This is a genomic window from Mycolicibacterium wolinskyi, assembly GCF_002101965.1.
Lineage (GTDB): Bacteria > Actinomycetota > Actinomycetes > Mycobacteriales > Mycobacteriaceae > Mycobacterium > Mycobacterium wolinskyi.
Window position 1 is genome coordinate 295731 of the sequence record NZ_LQQA01000005.1, and the last position, 17155, is coordinate 312885.

The 17155-nt window shown below is 64.6% G+C and carries 23 protein-coding genes and 2 pseudogenes; 14 read left to right on the forward strand and 11 right to left on the reverse strand.

Annotated features, from left to right (window positions below; translation table 11 throughout):
* Positions 1 to 119 precede the first annotated feature (119 nt).
* Genes AWC31_RS03365 through AWC31_RS03375 form a run of 3 tightly spaced genes read left to right on the forward strand, consistent with a single transcriptional unit; the run spans position 120 to position 2923 of the window.
* Positions 120 to 2039 carry a hypothetical protein gene (locus AWC31_RS03365; protein WP_133060092.1) on the forward strand — a complete coding sequence of 640 codons (1920 nt, stop codon included), beginning with the start codon at positions 120 to 122 and terminating at the stop codon, positions 2037 to 2039.
* Positions 2040 to 2057: 18 nt separating this feature from the next.
* Positions 2058 to 2435 carry an LppP/LprE family lipoprotein gene (locus AWC31_RS03370; protein ID WP_085142695.1) on the forward strand — a complete coding sequence of 126 codons (378 nt, stop codon included), beginning with the start codon at positions 2058 to 2060 and terminating at the stop codon, positions 2433 to 2435.
* Positions 2420 to 2923, forward strand: coding sequence for a hypothetical protein (locus AWC31_RS03375; protein WP_133060093.1), 504 nt, complete (start codon positions 2420 to 2422; stop codon positions 2921 to 2923). The genes AWC31_RS03370 and AWC31_RS03375 overlap by 16 nt, the downstream gene beginning before the upstream one ends.
* 172 nt (positions 2924 to 3095) lie before the next feature.
* On the opposite strand, the pseudogene tnpA reads toward AWC31_RS03375, so the two are convergent.
* Positions 3096 to 3332 (reverse strand): annotated as a pseudogene (gene tnpA / locus AWC31_RS03380) (IS200/IS605 family transposase); the annotation flags it as partial.
* 29 nt (positions 3333 to 3361) lie between these two features.
* On the opposite strand from tnpA, the pseudogene AWC31_RS38110 reads away from it, so the two are divergent.
* Positions 3362 to 3475, forward strand: a pseudogene (locus tag AWC31_RS38110) (helix-turn-helix domain-containing protein); the annotation flags it as partial.
* 12 nt (positions 3476 to 3487) lie between these two features.
* Positions 3488 to 3961 carry a transposase gene (locus AWC31_RS38200; RefSeq protein WP_337360652.1) on the forward strand — a complete coding sequence of 158 codons (474 nt, stop codon included), beginning with the start codon at positions 3488 to 3490 and terminating at the stop codon, positions 3959 to 3961.
* A 126-nt stretch (positions 3962 to 4087) separates the two neighbouring features.
* Here the strand turns inward: AWC31_RS38200 and AWC31_RS03390 are convergent, their stop codons facing one another.
* The 7 genes from AWC31_RS03390 to AWC31_RS03415 form a co-directional block, all read right to left on the reverse strand.
* The gene (locus AWC31_RS03390; protein ID WP_234816699.1) at positions 4088 to 4345 is read right to left on the reverse strand and encodes a transposase; all 258 of its coding nucleotides are present in this window, start codon (positions 4343 to 4345) and stop codon (positions 4088 to 4090) included.
* 94 nt (positions 4346 to 4439) lie between these two features.
* A complete protein-coding gene (locus AWC31_RS38120) occupies positions 4440 to 4574 on the reverse strand; it encodes a hypothetical protein (RefSeq protein WP_264051413.1) in 135 nt (44 codons plus the stop codon).
* 90 nt (positions 4575 to 4664) lie between these two features.
* Positions 4665 to 5342 (reverse strand): class I SAM-dependent methyltransferase, encoded by a 678-nt coding sequence (locus tag AWC31_RS03395; RefSeq protein WP_234816700.1) that lies wholly within the window; start codon positions 5340 to 5342, stop codon positions 4665 to 4667.
* Positions 5343 to 5397: 55 nt separating this feature from the next.
* Complete coding sequence (locus AWC31_RS03400) at positions 5398 to 5838, reverse strand: hypothetical protein (RefSeq protein WP_085142703.1); 441 nt, start codon at positions 5836 to 5838, stop codon at positions 5398 to 5400.
* 41 nt (positions 5839 to 5879) lie between these two features.
* Positions 5880 to 6164: a hypothetical protein gene (locus tag AWC31_RS03405; protein ID WP_133060094.1), complete on the reverse strand. Its 285-nt coding sequence runs from the start codon at positions 6162 to 6164 to the stop codon at positions 5880 to 5882.
* Positions 6165 to 6535: 371 nt separating this feature from the next.
* Positions 6536 to 6778 carry a hypothetical protein gene (locus AWC31_RS03410; RefSeq protein WP_085142707.1) on the reverse strand — a complete coding sequence of 81 codons (243 nt, stop codon included), beginning with the start codon at positions 6776 to 6778 and terminating at the stop codon, positions 6536 to 6538.
* Positions 6775 to 8931 carry an Rv1355c family protein gene (locus AWC31_RS03415; RefSeq protein ID WP_085142709.1) on the reverse strand — a complete coding sequence of 719 codons (2157 nt, stop codon included), beginning with the start codon at positions 8929 to 8931 and terminating at the stop codon, positions 6775 to 6777. The genes AWC31_RS03410 and AWC31_RS03415 overlap by 4 nt, the downstream gene beginning before the upstream one ends.
* A 79-nt stretch (positions 8932 to 9010) precedes the next feature.
* Between AWC31_RS03415 and AWC31_RS03420 the strand changes: the two genes are divergently transcribed.
* Positions 9011 to 10378 carry a cytochrome P450 gene (locus tag AWC31_RS03420; protein ID WP_234816701.1) on the forward strand — a complete coding sequence of 456 codons (1368 nt, stop codon included), beginning with the start codon at positions 9011 to 9013 and terminating at the stop codon, positions 10376 to 10378.
* Here AWC31_RS03420 and AWC31_RS03425 read toward each other — a convergent pair.
* Positions 10375 to 11022, reverse strand: a complete 648-nt coding sequence (locus AWC31_RS03425) for a TetR/AcrR family transcriptional regulator (RefSeq protein WP_085142713.1) — start codon at positions 11020 to 11022, stop codon at positions 10375 to 10377. The two genes, AWC31_RS03420 and AWC31_RS03425, sit on opposite strands and share 4 nt — an antisense overlap.
* A 271-nt stretch (positions 11023 to 11293) precedes the next feature.
* Here AWC31_RS03425 and AWC31_RS03430 point away from each other — a divergent pair, with 271 nt between their 5' ends.
* From AWC31_RS03430 to AWC31_RS03440, 3 genes are all read left to right on the forward strand, one after another.
* Positions 11294 to 12010 (forward strand): dienelactone hydrolase family protein, encoded by a 717-nt coding sequence (locus tag AWC31_RS03430; RefSeq protein WP_234816712.1) that lies wholly within the window; start codon positions 11294 to 11296, stop codon positions 12008 to 12010.
* A 276-nt stretch (positions 12011 to 12286) separates the two neighbouring features.
* Positions 12287 to 13108: a methyltransferase domain-containing protein gene (locus tag AWC31_RS03435; RefSeq protein WP_165765900.1), complete on the forward strand. Its 822-nt coding sequence runs from the start codon at positions 12287 to 12289 to the stop codon at positions 13106 to 13108.
* 153 nt (positions 13109 to 13261) lie between these two features.
* Positions 13262 to 13606: a WhiB family transcriptional regulator gene (locus tag AWC31_RS03440; RefSeq protein WP_085142719.1), complete on the forward strand. Its 345-nt coding sequence runs from the start codon at positions 13262 to 13264 to the stop codon at positions 13604 to 13606.
* A gap of 23 nt (positions 13607 to 13629) precedes the next feature.
* Here the strand turns inward: AWC31_RS03440 and AWC31_RS03445 are convergent, their stop codons facing one another.
* A complete protein-coding gene (locus AWC31_RS03445) occupies positions 13630 to 14073 on the reverse strand; it encodes a helix-turn-helix domain-containing protein (RefSeq protein ID WP_234816702.1) in 444 nt (147 codons plus the stop codon).
* Positions 14074 to 14317: 244 nt separating this feature from the next.
* Between AWC31_RS03445 and AWC31_RS03450 the strand changes: the two genes are divergently transcribed.
* The 5 genes from AWC31_RS03450 (at position 14318) to AWC31_RS03465 (ending at position 16691) form a co-directional block, all read left to right on the forward strand.
* Positions 14318 to 14824, forward strand: a complete 507-nt coding sequence (locus AWC31_RS03450; RefSeq protein ID WP_085142723.1) for a hypothetical protein — start codon at positions 14318 to 14320, stop codon at positions 14822 to 14824.
* A gap of 49 nt (positions 14825 to 14873) precedes the next feature.
* On the forward strand, positions 14874 to 15197 hold the full coding sequence (locus AWC31_RS03455; protein WP_234816703.1) for a helix-turn-helix domain-containing protein: 324 nt from the start codon (positions 14874 to 14876) through the stop codon (positions 15195 to 15197).
* Between the two features lie 281 nt (positions 15198 to 15478).
* A complete protein-coding gene (locus AWC31_RS03460; RefSeq protein ID WP_085142725.1) occupies positions 15479 to 15814 on the forward strand; it encodes a hypothetical protein in 336 nt (111 codons plus the stop codon).
* A gap of 62 nt (positions 15815 to 15876) precedes the next feature.
* Positions 15877 to 16053, forward strand: a complete 177-nt coding sequence (locus AWC31_RS37305) for a hypothetical protein (RefSeq protein WP_165765901.1) — start codon at positions 15877 to 15879, stop codon at positions 16051 to 16053.
* Positions 16050 to 16691 carry a helix-turn-helix domain-containing protein gene (locus AWC31_RS03465; RefSeq protein WP_085142727.1) on the forward strand — a complete coding sequence of 214 codons (642 nt, stop codon included), beginning with the start codon at positions 16050 to 16052 and terminating at the stop codon, positions 16689 to 16691. Before AWC31_RS37305 ends, AWC31_RS03465 begins: the two co-directional genes overlap by 4 nt.
* 53 nt (positions 16692 to 16744) lie before the next feature.
* Here the strand turns inward: AWC31_RS03465 and AWC31_RS03470 are convergent, their stop codons facing one another.
* On the reverse strand, positions 16745 to 17122 hold the full coding sequence (locus tag AWC31_RS03470) for a hypothetical protein (RefSeq protein WP_085142729.1): 378 nt from the start codon (positions 17120 to 17122) through the stop codon (positions 16745 to 16747).
* Between the last annotated feature and the right edge of the window lie 33 nt (positions 17123 to 17155).

Here is a 17155-nt window from a genome sequence, read left to right on the forward strand (position 1 = left end):
CGAAGAAGGGGACTGCGATGGGTGCCGATGTCACGCAACCGTCTGGATCTGAGGGGGCTGAGCTTGTCGCCCCACACTGGCCGGAGTGGAGCGAAACCGCCTATATCGATGGCTCAAGAGTGGCTTTGGCGCGCGGTGAGTCGGCGGGCCAAGGGGCTCAGGCCAGCACATCGGGCGCGGCGGCTGTCCCAGAATCAGGTGGTCGCGGTGTCGCCGCTGATGCGTTGGTCACCCGCTACGCCGGCCTTGGCACCGATCTGTCGGCGCGGCAGGCGTATCACACCGCTGAGGCGGAAGGCTTGGCGCTCAACGGGTCCAACCACTACGCCACGAAGACGATCCTTGCCAGCTTGGCCGAGGACCACGATCGTTCCCGCGACGCGCTGATTGCGGCCGGGATGACCGCCGGGATCCCTCAGGCGAAAATGCAAGAGGTCCTCGACGAGCTCAAGCAGGCAACCACCACTGCTGCGTCGAATGTCGGTCAGGCCAACCAGGAAACGCATCGGACGCTGACCAGCGCCATCAACACTGGTGCGTCGATGCCCGCCCCGCCGAAGGGGATGCCTGGCGGTGCGGGCCTTCCCCCTGATGTGCCATCCCAATTGGTGCCGTTGCTGCAGCAGGCCACCCAAGGGCCGCAGATGGCAACCGGCGCCGTCGGGCAGCTCATCACCGGTCTGTCCGGGATGACAGGTGCTTTCGTCGACCCGATCGGGCAGTTGGTATCCAGCGCCGCCCAGGGCGGCCAGGCCGCTGCTGACAGTGTTGACACCGTCGGCGGCGAGTCCGGCGAGGACGGTGGGCGCGATCAGGGCGATCGTGAGCGGGATGGTTCTCAGCTGGTGTCGCAGCGCGAAGATAAAGACGACGAGAACGCAGACGATCGCGGTCCCGAATCCAAGGATTCGGAAGAGGAGGGTTCGCGGCGCGACGGAGAGCCGAAGACGATCGAGGCTTCCGGCCAAGAGAAGAGCAGCGTTCCGACAACGCATTTGGCTTCGTCGGGCAGTACCGTTCAGCTGGATTCCGTTGGCGGTCCGACCACGCACGTGTCATCTGCGGCCGCCGTCGCTGACGCGCCTGTCGGTGCGGGCCAGCATGCAGCAGCGGCACCCGCGTCCGGTGTGGCCCAGCAGCAGGCCATGGGCGGTCAGCTCGGCGCGATGGGAGGATCGCTCGGTTTCGGTGGTTCGCCGGCAGCGGGTTCTCAGTCCACCCGCACGGCCACGGCCCGCGGCGGACGAGGACAAGACAGCGACCAGGGCGGTCCCGGCGATACGTCGCCCGGCGCGGCGGCGGCGCTGGTTGGGCTCGGCATCGAGTCCGGTTCGGGGCCGAGCGCTGAAATCATGTTCGGCGCACGCGTTCTCGCTCACATGGTCCACCAGGACTCCACGTTGACAGCCGCGGCGGTCGCTGTGTTTCCGATGGGGATGGGCGTGTATGCGATCACCTGCACCCCGGATGCGCTCGGGGCGCCCCGCGGCGGCATCGCCACGCCCCATGCGACGATGTCGCTGGCATCGTTGACCTCCGTCCCCGGTAATTTCCGTGTTGCGTGGGCGGGCATCACAGACCCCGTGGCGCCGCTCTGCTCGGCGATCAAGCACAACTTTCTGGCCCGCCCGGAAGTCATCGTGGCTTTGCGGGCTCCGGGAACGCCGGCAGTCGAGATGCCCGAAGCTGCGGTAGTTGAGGTGTCGATGGAGCAGCTGTTGGCAACCGATCCTGTCGATGACGCCGCCGCAGTGGTGGAAGAGGTTGTGGCGCCTGAACACATCGCGCCGATCATCGAAGAGATGGCCGTCGAATGGCAGGTGCCGGCCGAGATGGATCTCGCGACGGCGTTCGGCTACATGCGCTCACGTACCTGGTATGAGACCCGCAACCATGAGTATGTGTACGCGATGGCGTGGTGGATGGTGACCGAAGCCCGAACCGCGTTGGCCGGCGGGGACAGAGATCACGCCGCGGCTCTGGCATGGCAACTGTTGGCTCTGCCGCCGGCGCCGAGCCTCACCAGCACCCGGTCCTAACCACAACGGAGGCATGGAATGACGCACGCAGCAACCGATTTGGACGCGGCCGTGAGGATGGTTCCGCCGCTGTGGGGTGTGCACACCTGGTCGGTCGGCCGCAGTGAGCAGCATGGCGAGATCACGTGGGCGCTGGCGCTTATCGCGCAGGGCACCGTGTCGAGTCCGGAGCATCTGCTGCTGTTTCACCGCGGTGTGTATGTCGGGACCGCTACCGCAGATCCACGCCCGTACACGCGGGTGCTCGACGTCACCGGTGACGTGGTCACCGTGGAGTACCGATGGCTGCTCGGAGAGGAACCGTTGGCGGCGCCGGCCGGTGTCGGCACAGTCCGTTATCAGGTCAGCCCGCAGGGCGTCAGGCCGCTCGATCCGCCGCCGTGGCCACAGCATTGAGCGTACGAGCGTCGGCATTGCAGGCCTGGTCTCCTCGCACCGCGGCGCAAGCCGGACCGGCCCACACCTGGATCCCGTCGTGGTCGTCGGACATCGCCCAACTGCGGACTGCGGTGAAGGCCGCTGGCTGGCAGTGGTACATCGCTGAACGCGTTCGCCGCGACGCCTCGGTGGTGGCCGCGGTTTCTGATGTCCTCACGCGTCGCGCACGGCACCAGACGCCGCGGAACATGCCGGGACAGCCGCACGTCCTGTTAGCGATCGGCCCAGATGTGCCCTGGAACCTTCCCGAGTTGATGCGCATTGCTCTTCTCGGCCGGGCTCATGATGTGCACCTGGCCGTGTCGGCCGCACACCGCACCAGCGCTGGGCGACACCACCACTATCCGATCGAGTTTGTCGACAACATCACCGGCTGGTATTCCCGGGGTCGCAAAGGACAACACCTGGTACACGGTCGGCGACTACATTTCGGTCGCAATGAGTGACGTTTGGCCAATGGCCGCCGAGACGTCCTACTGCCCGCTTGACGTGCTCCCCGGACTGAAGTCCCGAGGATTCCCGTTGGCGGCTTACGCCGCTGTTGGGGTGCTTCCTGTTTCAACGCCCACTGCCGCAACGAGTTGCGGTCTTACACGGGCGCGTAAGCGGTGCGACCTCCAGAGTCGAGATCGCCAGCGCGGGCGGGTAAGCGACCAAGAGGTGGACGTGGTCGGCTTCACCGTTGAACTCGACTAGATCGGCGCCGAGCTCGTCGCCCACGCCGCGCATGGTGTGTTGGGTGAAGGTGAGCATGTCATCGGTGAAGACCGCACGGCGGTATTTGGTCACGAACACCAGGTGGGCGTGGAGCAAGGACACGCTGTGGCGGGCGCTTCGGTAGGACTGTGTTGTCACAGGTGGCCTTTACAGTCGTGGGTGTGCAGATGCGTTATCGGTATCGCATTGAACCGACACCGGCCCAGCAGGAGATGTTGGCGCGGGTGTTCGGATGCACGCGGGTGGTGTTCAACGACGCGTTGCGGGTCCGGGATGAGGCCTACCGGGCCGGGGTGAAGCTGTCCGACAGCGAGATTCAACGCCGGGTCATCACCGCGGCCAAGACCACCGAGGAACGGGCCTGGCTGGCCGAAGTGCCCAGTGTCGCGTTGGTGCAGTCGGTCAACGATTCCCGACGGGCATGGCGCAACTTCTTCGACTCGGCCACCGGGAAACGCAAGGGCCGCAGGGTGGGGCGCCCACGGTTTAAATCCCGCAAGGATCACCGACAGTCGTTCCGGCTCACTCGCAACGGCTTCTCGATCCGCGACAACGGCCGGTTGTTCGTGGCCAAGGTCGGCGACGTCGCGGTGCGCTGGTCACGCGAGCTGCCGTCGACGCCGGTCCGCCGCGAATTCACCGGCGCCTGTGTCCGTGCGCGAATGCGCGGGCACCTCTGGTCGCCGTCCTACTTCGCCGTCTCCTGCGGAGGTGCACCACTGTCGATCATCAAGCAGTACATCGACGGACAAGCCCGGCCACTCTGACCGCCGGGCTATACCCGGCGACACACGGGATGGGCTCACCCCGGACTAAAGTCCGAGGCTTGCGCCCAAGAACCCGGTCACTTGCAGCGCTGTTGATCGTTGGCAGCGTGCTGGGCGGCTGTTTGTTTATTCGGTGACAGCCGTGATGCTTAGGCTTGGATCACTTGATTCTCGCGAACCAACGCCAAAGCCTTGCTTGTGGTGATAGTCCCGCCGCGCCCGGGCCACCTCATTGTGAGCGATTGCGACCTTGCGCCGGCGCAACTTGCGTAGTTTGCGGCCCAGATGCTTCGGGTTGGCGACGTCGATTCGATGGCCGTCGGTGGTGGCGACCGTGGCCAGGCGAGCGATCCCGACATCCACGCCGGCTTCCCGGTCGACCACGGGCAGCGGTGTGGCCGTGGCGTCGACGACGAAGCTGGCGTAGAAATGCCCGTCGGGTTCCCGGATGATCGTGACCGAAGAGGGGGCAGAGAGACTAAACGCCTGTGGAGCTGTCGGTGATGGCCAGCGCGGCGACGCTGATTACTCGGCTTGTGTTGGGGTCGGTTCCGCTGGTTTCGACGTCGACGACAGCCCATCGTGCCTGCTTGTTGCCGTCTGAGGTCGTCATAGAGGAATGCTGGCACAGGCCACTGACACTTTGGCCCAGGTCAGTCGTGAGGCGCGCGCTTGGGCTGCTGTGGACGGTCTTGCCTCGTTGTTAGGTCTGTGGCTTGTGCGCGGACAGGAGCAAGGCCGGCAGGTAGGTGAGTCCGTCTTCGTCTGTGCGGAAGTTGTGTTCGGGGAGGTTGGGGATGTCAGGGAGCCGGACCGCGACATGGGACGGCTCGATGGCGTCGATGGTCCAGTGTTTTGCCACGGCGTCGCGCACTTCGGCCTCGGTCACGAGGTTCGGCACCGGGCACGGTGAGTCGGCCGGTAGGGCGTCGGTGGTGAATACCAGGAGGTAGAAGCGGGCGCCGGGGTTGGCCGCGGCGTAGATGCCCCGCAGATAGTCGTCGCGGGCGTCGAGCGGCAGCGAATGGAAAAGGGTGCAGTCGATGACGGTGTTGAGTTGAGGTTCGTCCAGGCCGAGCGCGGCGACGTCACGCGCATCGCCTTGAATGAGCCGCGCATTGGTTTGACGTTGTTTCGCCTGCTCGGTGGCCTGGGCGATGGCGACGGCGGAGATGTCGATGCCGGTGACGGCGTGTCCGGCTTCGGCGAGCGCGAGGGTGAGATCGCCTACGCCGCAGCCCGCGTCGAGGACGGGGGACTGGATCTTGCCGTCGGTGATGAGTTTGGCGATGACGGGTTGGGGTTTGCCGATGTTCCATGGGGGCGGCCCGGCGAAGATGTGCCCGTGGTAGGCGGAGTCCCAATCCATGACGTCTGACATGGGTTGCAGCGTAGCGGCCTTCGCGCTTGCGGCGCGAGGTGCGTACCGGGTCGAATCAGAGCAGTTTCGCGGCCCTGGGACGCGCGATGTACCAAGGGAGAACGGGGCGTTCGCGCATCAGGACGTCGAACTGTTCGTGGGCGTTGGACTCATCGATGGCGTCTTGCACGCTTGCGAGATCGTTCTCTATGGCTGAACGGTCGGTGGAGATAGCGAAGCCCCAGGTGGCGAGCTGCTCGCCGTGGCTGTAGCCAACGGTGTACTCGTACATTGCTGTGCGCCGCTCGTCGACGTCGCTCGCCGGTCCCCAGGGGAGAATTCGTTGTTCAACGAGGACTGCGTCTTCATCGTCGGATTCGGCGAGCTCGGACTCCGCGGCACGGCGAAGCAGCGTGACGGTGCTTCCTGGCAGCGGCTGCAGGGTGGCGTCCGTGCGTTTCGCGACCGCGTATACCAGCAGTGGTGCCGGAACCGAGGAAGGTGTTCCTGGATGCATTGCTTCCTTTCCCGTTGTCTTTTCGCTGGCACGCGTCGTCGTCAGAGGCGCTGGCGGTATCGGCCGTGAGCGACGGCGGGCATCGAGCCGACGGCTTCGCCGATCTGTTTCCACGTTGCGCCGGCTTCGAGGGCGGCTGCTACCGCGTCGACGTCGGGTGTTCGGATGCGCTGGCGGCGGCGTTCAACAAGGGCGTTGGATACGAGGGAGAGCACATCGAGGGACCAGTTGAGTCGGTATGCCGATAGTGCGCCCCACTGGGGGTCGGTTGAATCTGCGGCGAGCAGCACCGCGGTGATGTGTTCGGCGTCGCCTGGGGGTGTCATGCCGGCCGCGGTGAGACGGTTCGTGATGCGGTTGCTGGCGATTCGCCGCGCTGCGTCGAGAGCAGCAGCTCGGACCTGATCTTCATCACTGCAAGACGTTCCGTCTTCCATAGGGGTAGACACTAAGTGCCATCAGCGATGATGACATCTGCTACTACAGTATGGCACGTCCTGTTTTGCAGTATGCAGCTGGCGATTACGCCGGGCTCACAGCGGGCGCGACATGGATGGGCGAGGCCCTGCGCAGGTCGCTCCTCACCCATGGATTGAAGGGGTCGTGGGGGCGCCTTTGCCAAGATCTCGCGTTGACGCAGGACCTCGCGAACCCAGTATTCGCTGTGTCTGTCGCAATCCGCTGCGATCGCGGCCAATTAGCTCCGATCCTCCGCAACATTGACGGGAGGATCATCACTCGGCAACGCGGTGCGCCGATACTCCTCGACGCTGCGGATCGAGTGGTCCAGACGTCGGGCGCCGTGGATGATGGTTGAGCGGATCGCCGTTGACGCCGCGGTGGTGGCGGCGTGCTGATCTTCTGCGAGTACTTCCAGGTCAACGACGGCCTGGACCAGGAACCTCTTCGCTGAGGATTCCTCGTGTGGTTCGTTGATCACCAGGGCCCCCTTGAGAGTGGGTGCGGTTTTGCCGTTGCGCTGGTCTGTATCCGAGTGATGTTGCGGCGGCTCGGAAGCGATGCCGGCGGCGCGACCGCTAGCCGCAGGATCAGGGCGATCGATTCACCTGGCTGCAGTTTCGTCAGATCGTTGAATTCGCTTTGTAATTCACCTAATTCGGCCGCGAAGGTTGTGGAGAGCTCCTCGAGTTCGGCTGTGGTGTGCGCGTAGAGGAAGACCGGCGACACCGGCTGGACACCGAAGCCTTGTTGTTGAGCTGCGATCCACACGGCTTCGACTGCCGATCCGCCGGTTGCGTAGGCCCGCAGGTCGTTTCCTGCCACGGTGACGACGGCCAGAGCTGAGCTGGCCAGGACGCGGTCTCGCATGTCGTCGCCGAGTGCGGATCCGGCGCCCCACTCGGCTAGGTGCGCCATGACGTCGGGTCGGCGAAGGACGTCAAGGACTGCCATCTCGCCGGGATCGAATTCGAGGCTTCGTACGTCGATGCCCGTGTCGGGGTCTGGATCACCTGGCCAGCGCAGTTCGGAGATCATCTCTCGATGCAGGTGGGGGGTCAGGAACCGGACCCGGTCGGCTGCGGCGAGGATGGTCGCCGCTTGGGCGATGTCGTCTCGCTGGGTGAGCAGCCGCAGGCGGGCCCCGTGCTGTTCGGCCGTGTCGGTGAGACGGGTGATTGTGGCGTCGTCGAGCGGCTTGGGCGTGCCGTGGTGACGGTTGGATTCGCGGTCCAGCATGGGCTTGTAGAGGCGCGCGAGCGTTGAGTCTGTGCCACCGGTGGCGGTGCGCATGGTGGCCTGCAGCGGCGCGCTGCCGGCGTCGGTGATGGTGACAGGCCCGAGCACGTGGTGTTCGGCGGCGGCGATCTTGATGTTCAGCAGTGCTGCCCCGATTGCGACGGCGCTGCCGCGGAATTCGATATCCATGGTCGACGTGTGTTGCGGATCGATACCGACGGTGATGGAGTCTTCGGTGATCTGGATCTGCCAGGGCTGAGTGTTGCCGCCGGACGGGGCCCGCATCGCGGCCGTGGCGAGGCGTTCGAGCGGGTCGCCGTTGAGAGCCTGCGGAGTGTTTGGCTCGTCGAGGGTTGTTTCGTATCGATGCGCCATGTCGGGCTCGTGGATCTGGCCCAGGGCCCAGTTGACGTCGATGCGGCTGCGGCCGGATCGGAGTTCTTCGCCGAGGCCGATTCTGCGGACAGCTTCGGCGATCGCGGCCGCCCCGATGATGACGTCGGACGCTAGTTGCGGCCACGTGGACAGGGTTCGGTCGATTTCGATGAGTGATGCGGCTGTGCTGGGGGATAGGCGTTCGGCTTCCAGATGCCGCAGGACGTGGGGGATCTTCTCGCGGCTGGTCATACCCGGGAGAAGGTCGATGTCGAGTTGGCCGAGCAGCCCGTGCAGGATGGGGCGCCCGGGATCTCGGTCGAAGCGTTCGACGTCGATGATGCCGCGGTCGCTGGTGGCCATGAGTACGGGGATCTGCAGGTCGCGGGCAGCGACGCGTAGCCGGGCTTTCACTTCGAGTGAATCGCATTCCTCGATCGCGATGTCGAGGCCTTTGACGAAGTCGTCGAGCGTCTCGGCGTTGAGGCCGGCGTCGAGCACCTCGACGGGCAGATAGGGGTCCAGTTCGGCGATTCTGCGGGCAGCGACAACGGCTTTGTTGACTCCAAGGTCGAAGACCGTGGCCGGCACCCGGTTGAGGTTGGACAGTTCGAGATGGTCGAAATCGGCCAGTCGCAGTTTGCCGCATAGCCCTTGGGCGGCCAACGTGTGGGCGATGACGTGGCCCACGCTGAGGCCGGCCACGCCGATCGTCAGTCTGCTCAGTTTGGTTTGCTCTGCCGCGGTGATGTTGTTGCGGTTGCGGTCCAGCCGCAACGCCTGGAATCCACGTGGGCCGAGCACGGCCACGACAGCGCGTCGCCAGGGGTAGTAGGCCCACCGTCGGCCTTCGCCGAGCAGCTCGTCAGTCGGCGCAGGGCGAAGTGCACGCAGGCTTTCCAGCTGGGCGTCGTGGTCGTCGAGGAAATCAATGTCGGGGTCAGCGCGGAGCTGATCGAGAATGGCGTTGTCGCCCGGGCGGGTTGGGTCGAGAACTTGTGCGCTGTAAGCGGTCTGCATGCTGTCCCTTCGCTTATTCGGCGTCGGGGCGCCGAAAGACTCAGTCGTAGACTATGTCCGACTCTTGGGAGGTGTGCGCGTGACCGAGACGACGCGTGAGCAAACTGTCGCGGATCTACCACTGGCTCCGATTAATCCGTTGCCGTACAAGCAAAAGCGTGATGCTTTGCGGAACTTCCACACCGGCACCGACATCCTGCGGGACGCCGGTGGCCCCGTCACCCGGTTCAGCCTCGGTCCGCGTTGGCTGATGCCGCCGATCGTTTTAGCCACTTCACCTCAAGGTATTCGTGACATCGTGAGTGTGCGCGACGGCTCGATCGACAAGACGAGCGGTGTGGGTCGGGAGCTTCGGCGTTTGCTTGGCGGCAACTTATTTGTGTTGCCGCATGAGGAATGGCTACCGCGGCGACGCACTCTGCAGCCGGTGTTCACGAAGAAGCGGGTGGAGTCTTTCGGCGCCCACATGGCCGAGGCCACGGAGATGGTGGTGTCCTCGTGGACTGACGGCGCCCAGATCAGTTTGGACGCTGAAGCACGTCAGCTGACGATGCGCGCTTTGGGCCGATCGGTGTTGGGTCTTGATCTGGATGAGCGGGCGGATGTGGTGGCCGAGCCGTTGCGGGTGGCGACCAGTTACGCGGTTCGGCGGGCCCTGAAGCCTCTGCGGCCGCCGGCGTGGCTGCCGACGCCGGCGCGACGGCGATCCCGGGAGGCGGCCGCCACGATTCGGGGGTTGGCCGCTGAGATTGTGCGTGCCTGTCGTGCCGATCCTGATCTGGACGCACCGTTGGTGCAGGCGTTGATCGCTGCGCGGGATCCCGAGACCGGGCAATCGCTCACAGATGACGAGATTCGCGACGAGCTGGTGATCTTCCTGTTCGCCGGCCATGACACGACAGCGACGACGCTGACCTACGCGTTGTGGCAGTTGGGCCGCCACCCGGAAGTACAGGACCGAGTGGCGGCTGAGGCCGCCCAGATCGGGGATCGCTTGCTGAGGCCTGGGGATGTCGATCAGCTCGGATACACCGTTCAGGTACTTCGGGAGGCCCTGCGGCTGTGCCCGCCCGGGCCGACCGGAACGCGAATGGCGATCGAGGATGTGGAGGTCGACGGATATCGGGTCGAGGCGGGGACCATGCTGGTGTTCGGCCGCATGTCGGTCCAGCGCGACCCGACTCTGTGGGAGGACCCTCTGCGGTTCGATCCTGATCGGTTCACCCCGGACAAGATGAAGGCGCGGGACCGGTGGCAGTACGTACCTTTCGGCGGCGGGCCCCGCGGGTGCATCGGTGATCACTTCGCCATGCTGGAGGCGACGTTGGCGTTGGCCTCGATAGCTCGTCGCGTGAAATTGGTGTCGTTGGAGGATGATTTCCCATTGGCGGTGCCGTTCACGATGGTGCCGGGAGGGCCGATCCCAGCACGCGTTGGTCTGCGCTAGCTGTACTCAGCAGGATCGGCTGTGAACTGGCCGTGGCGGATCATCGCGGTGACACTGGCGTCCCAGCGCTGCAGCTCGGCGGGCTTGGTGAACGCACCGTCGATATGGCGGGCGATGTGAGAGCGCAGCATGATCGCGCCGAGGCGCAGTATCAGCGGGTTGAGTGCGGCCCAATCCTGGTCGAGGTCGGGCCTGGTGAGCCCTGCAGCTGCGAAGGTTTCGCGCTGTCTGGCGCTGATCTTGAGTAGGCCGTCGAAGATCACGACACCAATATCGTTGCCCTCGCTGAGGGCGCGGCCTACGTAATCGACGATGTCCGGGTGGTCGTGGATCAGCTTGGAGAATCGGCCGCCGAGCGAACGGAAATCGTCGGCCGGGGCTGCAGGCACTGGTAGAGGGTTCGATTCCAGAGCTTCGCCGAACACGCGAAGAACGTGATCATCGACGGCCTCGATCAGTCCGTCTTTGCTGCCGAAGTGGTGTCGCAGTAGGCCGTGTGAGACTCCTGCGGCTTCGGCGATGGTGCGCATGGTGGTTCCGCTGATGCCGTGAGCGGCGAAGCAACGCAGTGCGGCGTCTCGGATCCGGTCTGCGTTGGATAACTGGACCGGTGCCGGCTGACGTTGAAAAACGGAGCCATCCATGGGCACCGACAATACAGTCAGCTTGGAAAGCTATACGGCTGGATTGCCAAAGCTATCCAAATGGATTAGACAGCTATCCATTGATCGGGTATAGCTATACATGCGGATAGTTCTAGTGCCGCCGGGGGTTGGCCAACAGGCGAAACCCGCGACCCGGCCTCGACCATTTGACCGGGGCGGTCGCGCGACCTGCGGTGGGTACCGAGCAGATTGGGGTGGCGCGTTGCCGAACATCACTTATCCCGCTCCTGCGGGCGCTTTGCCGGGGTATTTGGCGCAGCCGACGGCTGGCGGCCCTTGGCCTGGCGTCGTGGTGATCCAAGATGTGCGCGGCATGACGGCCGATCTGCGGCGGATCAGCGATCGGCTCGCCAGCGAAGGGTATCTCGCGTTGGCGCCAGACCTCTACGGCCGCGGATCCAAGCCCCGGTGTGTGATCGCCACGGTCCGGGCGCACTTCGCCGACACCGGTGATGCCTATGACGACATCGTCGCGGCGCGCAATTATCTGCTCGGGATCCCGCGGTGCAATGGCCGCGTCGGGGTCATTGGATTTTGCATGGGCGCCGGGTTCGTGCTGCAGATGGCGCCGCGCGGCGTCTTTGACGCTGCTGCGCCGCAATATGGGTTGGCGCCCAAGAACATTGATGTGTTGGAGAATTCATGCCCCATCGTCGCTAGCTACGGGGCCAAGGATCGGATCGTACGAGCTGGCTCGGCGAGCGCTCTGGAGGCCGTGTTGGCCAAGGGCGACGTGGCTCGCGACATCAAGGAGTACCCGGCCGTCGGGCATAGCTTCATGAACAGGTCGGGTCTTCCGACACAGTTCAGCGTTGTCGAGAATCTCGCCGGCCTGGCGTATTCGGCGCCCGAGGCCGAAGACGCTTGGGCCCGTATCTTTGCGTTCTTCAAGACGCATCTTTCTCAAGCTCCCGACCGATCGGGGCGTTCCGAGCCAGAAGGCGTCAACGATGCGTCGGCCAACTGAGCCGGCAACGGGTCAGCCGGTCGGTTTGTGCCGAGTTCACCGGGTCCGATGAGCACCGCCGGACCTGTCCGCCTGACCCGCGAGGAGCAGACCGCGGGGGCAATGGTCCCTGCGCCGAGCTCTCGCGCTGGTCATCGTCGGGGCGAACCGTATGATCCCGCGGCCGAGGTCGCTCACGGCACTGAGATCAGTTATCCGCACAACCGAGCTGTATTCGATGAATCATCGTGTGCCGCAGGTGAATACCGTTCACACACCTTTGACGAGAGGCGCACGATGGTCGCGACTGGCGGGCCCCATTATCGGGAGTGGCTGGATGTAGCGCCACCCAGCGACTATTTGCGGAACATCGCGGATTCGCCGACGGGGAAGAGCTACAAGGCTTTCGCGAAGTCCCTGCTCAGGATCAACCAGGGCAGCGTGGTCGTGGACTTGGGATGCGGTGCGGGCGTGGACCTTCCTGCGTGTGCCGAAGCCGCTGGCCGCACAGGGAAAGTCATCGGCATCGACCAGGACCAGCGCTTGCTGGCCCACGCCGGCACGCATACGAGGCATCTACCGACGGTGTCGGTGGCCAACGCTGACATTCACCAGCTCCCGCTTAAGACGCAGACTGTGGACTGCGTGCACATCGACCGAGTACTTCAGCATGTGGATTCGCCGGCGACCGTTCTTTCTGAGGCCGTCCGCACTCTGCGTCACGACGGCACGATCGTCTGTATCGAGCCTGACTGGGCGACCCTGACTATCGATCACCCCGACGTCGCGTTCAGCCGTGCCTATACGCAGCACTTCGTTGATCAGGCCATCCGCAACGCGACTATCGGCAGAGCGCTGCCGCGGATGCTCGGCGAGGCCGGCCTGAGCGTCGACGCGGTGCATCCCGTCGTAGCGCTGTGGACGGACGCGGTGGAAGCAGACAAGATTCTCGGCTTCCGCGACGTCTGCAAGCACGCAATTGCCAATGGCGCCCTACCGGCGAGGACCACCCAGAACTGGATCGAGGACCTCATGGCCGGGCCTTTCTTCAGTTCTTTGTGCCTGTTCATCGTGGCCGCACACGTCGAGGACGGACGACATGTCACAGCCAGTCACTGAGGCCTTCGGCAGGACGGTGCGCGATCGGCGGTCGCTTGTGCCGCCGGGCGCCGACGGGCGACGGCGTGTGTGTGCCCGCACACGCCGTTGACGGTTCCCTAGTTCCCTAGGTAACCTCCCGAACATAGCTAGCCGACTAGGGAAGGGGTTCGAATGACCGAGTGCCTACCGCTGACCGCGGCCGGCAGCGCCGAAGAGTCGTGGACAGAGCGCATGTTGTGCCGCCTCTACGATCCCGAACTCTGGCATGCACCCGAGCTGCTTGAAGAGGGGCGTGCGATCTGTGGGCAATGCCCCGCGATCAAGGACTGCGCCGCGAACACACTGCGCTTGGCCGCGAATTCGAGCGAACGGCTCAGTGGCATGTGGGCCGGGGTGGACATCCCCGAGGCGACGAAAGGCAGCGCCTATCGGAACCGGCTGAAACGGCTGAAACATGTCGCTGCGACCGGGACGCAGCTACCCACGCGAAATCGTCGGTCTCGCGTCGCGGTGTAGGCGGCACGATGGTCAACCGAACATCACACGGGCGCGCCCGGCGGACGCTCACGGGCACGGCGCCACGACGCCTCATATTCTTCGACCGGAGTTCCCAGCAGGTGGCTCAGCTTCTCTGCTTTGTCCTTGGTCAAGGTCGTCTCGCCACGTTCGATCTTCTTGAGGGTGGTGGTAGCGATTCCCGCCGCCGCGGCCAGTTGCGGCTGGGTCAACCCACACAGCACCCGCCAATCGCCCGGGTAGCGCTCGTCGATCGGCACCGCAACGACATGTTCGATCGGGGCCCCAAGGATCTTCATCACGGCGGCCAGCTTGTCCACCTGCGGGGTGAAAGTGCCGGCCTCCCAGCCATAAATGGTCGACGAAGTGACACCCGACAGTCGGGCGAGCTCCATCATGGGCGTCTTGTTTTTGCGCAAGGCGGTGAACCGCTCAGCGTTGAATCCCCGCAGAACACGGCGGCTCACGTGATGACGCCCGGTCTCATAACCGCTAACCATCACCCATACCCTTCGTCAGACTTAAACGTTGGACACCATAGACAGGGTGCCCTATTCCGGACTATTCTACTTTCAGTTGGTCCCCTGGGGGCCTTAAGGGACGGGGTGGCGTGAACAGAAATCCGAAACGAGGCCAGCCAGGCGCCATATCGGCGCCTGTGAGTCGCGGCCCGCGAGCCGCTCACCGATTCGAGTTGGGCGGGTTTGAAAAATGACATCTACCGGCGACATTGAAGGCCTTGTCGGCGACTGCAGCGACGAAGTCGACGAGACTGAACGTTTCCTCGACGAGTACTTGTGGCTGCGATCATTCGGCAAGACGGATGCCGCGATCGCGCATGAACTCCGCACGACCGATGCTGGTCTGGTCAAGCGGCTGCAGCGGGCGGGTGTGCGACGACTGGAGCTGTCGGCCGACCACGAGATCGACTCCCGGTTGCGGGAGTTGATTGCGGCCGAAAAACCCTTTGATATTTGGGATTTCGCGTTCTGGTTTGACCCGTCGATGATTGCGTCGGCGATCTCGGCAGCTGTACGGCGCGGGCTCATTGTGCGGGTCGGCAGCCGCCCGGGGGCCGGCCGCCGCATTGGGATCTTCCAAGAAGCCTCGGCTGCCGCAGCGGCGGCGGAGGCAGCGGCAGCTGCGGACGTCGCACAGAACGCAGAGCTGGCCAAGGCGACCGTTGCGCTCGTACGTGCGGTGCGGGTGGTGGCGTGATGCAGACGCCAACCGTGCTCATCGGCCACGCCGAGAGAAGACCGAAACGATGACCTTGCTACTTCCATCCAAACCCGAGCAGATGCCGAAGACACGACTCAAGCTGGCCGCCTTGGCCTCCAATCGTCAGCGCTCCGAAGCCGCCGGCCGCGAGCAGGCCGACCAGGCTCAGCGTGCGCTCAAAGTCCTGCAAGAATCCGGCGATCACGCGCACCAACGTTGGATCGACGCGCTTCAGCAGCGCATCGATCACCCGACCTACTCGCTGCGCAAATGCGGGGAGACGATGACACCTCCGCTGTCGAAGCATCAGTACTCCGCACTGCTTCGGCGCGCCTTGCTGGCTGCAGACACGCTGGAGTCTCAGTCATGAATTCGCCAGCGCCTGTGAATGTTTCCGAGGCCCTTCGCGCCGCCTTGTTGGAGATCTTGTCGGTGGGTCGGGCTATGACGGCGTCTGAGATTCGACCGCGGCTAGATCACTACGGCCTCGGCCATCTTCCTTCCGAGCCGGTGTACCGAAATCTGGCGTTGCTGCGACGCCGCGGTGAGATTCGTCGGATCAAGCACGCCGCTCAGTCGCGCACGTACTGGGCAATTGCTGAATCACCGGCGTTGCGATTCCCGCTACCTGAGGCAATGTGAGGGGCCTTCATGATGACCGTTGACGAGACCGCGTGGCCGGCGTTGACCGCCGCGGACTTCCAAATGCACGACCACACCAGCGAGCGCACCTTGCCATTCATCGAAGACGAGTTCGGCAACGGCGTCTACGGCTACGGACACTGGGACAAGGCAGAGTTCGCGGCCGCGGTCAACGAATATGACCGCCGACACGGGGCCGATCACGCTGACGATGAGGAGCGCACCGCCAGCGACGTGGCGCATGCATGGGCCGTGGTCACCGACCCCGACACGCAGCGCTTCACTTGGTCAGATGTGACCGCTGAGAGTCCAAACGCCTTCCCGGTGACCGTCATTCAGCGCTAGCCGAGCGCTACTCGATTCGAACTATCCGTTCTTCCAGCTACCTCACCCAGGAGACGAGACAAATGAACCGCACCGCAATGACACGTCAGGCCGCGAGTATCACTCCGGCGAACGCCGTGCGGCTGGCGATCACAGTCATGGCTGCGCAGCTGGCGATGATCGTTGGTGTCGGCGTGGCCGCGGCCACGGTTGAGGCCGCGCTGCCCGCTGACCGTGATGCAGGGATTCTCTACCGATGACCGCGCGGCAGGACTGGATTGGGGTACCAGCTTCGGCTCCGGTGCCGGCGGTGCGTGCGGCCGCTGCAGGTAGCTCGGCGGGCAAAAGGGCGGTTGCGCCGGCGCCATCGCGAACACGGTCGGCGAGCAAGTCGGCCCGCGTGGAGCGCCGTCGGCGCACACTCCGGATGTACCACGAGTACGAATCTGGCCGGACCATCGCCGAAATCGCCAGGAAGTACCGACTTTCGCCGCAAGCTGTGGCCGCCCGATTCCGAAAGCTCGGGCTTGCCGTGACTGCGGCCAACACCGTGCGCTCTGAGAACGGGCGCAGTCGGCAATGCGCTGCGGCACAGCTGGCGTTGACGGCGACCACGGTTCCTGAGTTGCGCGCCGTGCTGGAACTGCGCGTGCAGCACCCCGATCTCACCTTGGCCGACTTGGCCGCCAAGCATGATCCGCCGCTGACAAAGAGCGCGTACTGGAGCAGGCTGCGGCGGGCGTTGCGTGCGGCCGACGACACCAGCTCCGGCGACGCGGGCGCTGACCGGCGGCCGCGAGTCGCGTCGACGCCATCGGAAACGGGGGCTCTACCACCCAGTCGAGTTGCGTCACAGGACGAAACGACCAGCGGGGCGCGTGAAGAGGATCTGTCGTGACGGCGCCTGTCGACTACCTGGCTGACCGCGGTGCGTACCCGCGGGAGGTGCGGCTACGCAGACTGGCCGCTCAGAATCCATCTGATCTCGTAGAGACCGCGGATCATCTGGCCACTGTTGCCGTCGTGCTTGGCGACCACCTCGCTGACATCGCTGAGATGGTCGGGTTGAACCGCGAGGCCGAAGATTTGACGATCCCTCCGAACGTCAAGCGGGTCGTCGACGAGAGCGAGCGGCGCGCCCGGGCGCTGGATGCGGTGTGCGCGCTGCATCGACGGGTACCACTGGTTTTGGAGGCCCGCAACGCGTGTTTTGTCGATCAGCACGATCTGTTCGACGGTGATGACGGCCGGACATGCTGCGCCACATGCGGATTGGACAGCTATGTCTGCATGACATGCCGCACCGAGAATGGTGAACGGGTTACTCATCCGTGTGAGACGTTGCAGACAGCCAGGCGGGCA